This is a genomic window from uncultured Faecalibacterium sp. (assembly GCF_900066275.1).
GTDB lineage: Bacteria > Bacillota > Clostridia > Oscillospirales > Ruminococcaceae > Faecalibacterium > Faecalibacterium taiwanense.
Genome location: NZ_FMFG01000080.1, coordinates 1 through 2,481, shown reverse-complemented (window position 1 = coordinate 2,481; position 2,481 = coordinate 1). Strand labels below are relative to the sequence as shown.

Here is a 2,481-nt window from a genome sequence, read left to right as displayed (position 1 = left end):
GGTCACAGTAGGGTTACTCCAAATGGATAGAGCAGTGTTTATACACAATACATTACGCGACTTCGTGTCGCACCTCTGCTTCCGGGTCGCAGATGATAATATCATCGTCCGTCACCAGAAAAGCGTTGGTGATCTCACGCTTTGCCGAGAAACTTTTGCCAGAACCGGGAGTGCCCAAAATCAAGCCATTGGGGTTTTTCAGCTTCTTGCGGTCCACCATGATGAGGTTGTTGGACAGGGCATTCAGACCGTAATACAGGCTTTCTTTGCCAGACTGGTACAGTTCCTGCGTGGTAAAGGGTATGAAGATGGCAGTGCTGCTGGTGGTCAGCCCCCGCTGAATTTCGATCTGGCAATCCGCCAGCGGCAACGAGGACATCAGCCCCTGCTCCTGCTGAAAGTCAAGGCGGCACAGGTTGCAGTTGTGCTTCTGTGCAATGCTGGATGCCTGAAAAACGTTGTTTTCCAGTTCCTGCTCTGTGCGTCCAGTGTTCAGCACCAGAAAAGTGACGAGGAACATTCGCTCGTTCTGGCTCTGCAATTCTTTCAGCAGGGCTTTTGCATCTCTGCCGTAGGTTGCCAAATCCGACGGAATGATGTCAATATCATATCCGGCACGGATTGCCTTTTTCTGCTCCTCGATCTTGCTGCGATCCAGTTCCGTGATGGTGCGCTTGACGGTCTTGATGGCACGGTTCTGATCGACACTCTGAATGTGCATGGTAACGATTTGCGAGGAATCCATGTCCAGAAAGTCCTTCAGCAGCTGGTCGCTGATGTCGGATGCCGTGATGCTCAGAAAGCTGGCAGCGCAAAAGATGCCGTCCATCTGGAAGGTGCGGCTGTTCTTGAAGGCAAAGGCGGTAGGCGCAATGGCATCCTTTACCGAAAGGCCGCTTTTCACAAGGTCTTTCCAGTCAAAGTGAAATTTGGATGCGCCGTCCATGTTGAACATATCGTGCATGAGCTTCAGCCGCTGGGCACCGTTCAAGGGCTTTGCCTGCACCCCCAGCCGGTGGAAGTTGTTCATCAGGTCGTTCTGGATGTGCTCCAACCGAGGTTTGACCTGCGCCATGCTGTCGCCCTCGATGCCGTAGGTCAGGAATTTGGTCTTGGTCAGACCGTTGTTGCCCTTGGAAAGTTGCTGCCGCAACATCTGGCTGTACTCGGCTCGCACATCATCAAAGCCATCCTGCTGGTACGGGATGCGGATGGACTTTTCAAAGTCTGCCGAATCGGTGGCGGTATTCACAAAGGACAGTTCAAAGTGGATAGAGCTGTCGAAAAAGTTGAGAAAACTGCACCATTCCTCAAAGATAGCGGTCTTGTCCTCCTGCTGAGCCAACTGATAGTTGATATCCTGATACTGGATGGTGCGGGTGTAGTAGCCGGGACGGACACGGCAAGTGCCATCCTCAAACATCCGCTGGAACGGGACGCTCTCCTGTGCCGTGCGGGGCACCGTGGGCTTGGGCGGCTTTTTGCCATCCTTATTCTTTTTCAGAAATGGAATCATGGGCGTCATCTCCCTTCATAAGCAGTGCATAGTAGTTGTTGGTCTTATAGGGGCGGATCTTCGGACGGACAAACCGGGACTGCACATAGTACGACAGCAGCTTTTCCAAAGGCTGACCGTTTTTCTCGTACATCCCAAGGAAAAACGCCGGCAGCATCACCGCCATCATGCCGAGGGTGGCGGCAGTGTTGCCGCCGGAGTCCCGGAGAACAAAAAACAGCGGCACTCCAATGAGAGCCGCTGTGCCAAAGCAGACGAGCTGCCGTTTCGTCAGGTTGAATGCGACCTTCGATTTTACTTTCGTCAGGTCACGGGGAACGGAAATATACGCAGCCAATCAAACACCTCCTTTTAATGCGCTCCGAGGACGGATTTCGTCACGGAGCTGGTCTTGAACAAGCTGAAACAGAGCAGAACGGTGTAGCCCACAATGCTCCAAATGCAGTTGATGGCATCCCCGGAAATCGCCACCGACTGTATTAGCACGGCGTAAATCGCCACGCAGATGAGGATGAGAAAGCCCTGAAAGCCCAGCGCAAACAGGCATTTCAGGTAGTTCTGCCCCATGTGCGATTGCTCGTGGTTGCCGAAAGTCGCCATGGGGATGGGCGCAAGGCTCACCATGCAGTAGATCTCGATCATGCGCCCGTACACGATCACAAAAATAATGATGCTCAATATCCGCATGGTGATGCCGATGAAGAAGGACTGCAAAAACAGCCCGAAAAGCGGGCCGACATCCATCTGCATCAGGCTGGCTTCCAACATCGACAAGCCAATGTCGTTGACACGGGTGTTCCCGGCGATGATGCCGCTGGAATCGGACACCACCTTTTGGGTAATGTCGAACACCGCCATCACAATATCGAAAGTATTGCTGATGAGCCAGACAGACACTGCCGTTTTGAAGATCCAGCGCATGATGAGGGCAGGCTCAAACTGTGCCATGTTGTTGTGCTGGGTGA

General features: G+C 53.0%; 2 protein-coding genes and 1 pseudogene. All 3 read right to left on the bottom strand.

The genetic code is table 11. The features are described 5' to 3' along the window. Positions 1 to 73: 73 nt before the first annotated feature. Positions 74 to 1,516: pseudogene (locus QZL71_RS13025) on the bottom strand (VirB4-like conjugal transfer ATPase, CD1110 family); the annotation flags it as partial. Further along, entirely contained in the window at positions 1,491 to 1,853 is a 363-nt protein-coding gene (locus tag QZL71_RS13020; RefSeq protein ID WP_294649159.1) for a PrgI family protein, read from the bottom strand. The gene QZL71_RS13020 and the pseudogene QZL71_RS13025, both read right to left, overlap by 26 nt. 14 nt (positions 1,854 to 1,867) lie before the next feature. Further along, a partial coding sequence (locus tag QZL71_RS13015) for a VirB6/TrbL-like conjugal transfer protein, CD1112 family (RefSeq protein WP_294649157.1) occupies positions 1,868 to 2,481 on the bottom strand: 614 nt, incomplete at its 5' end.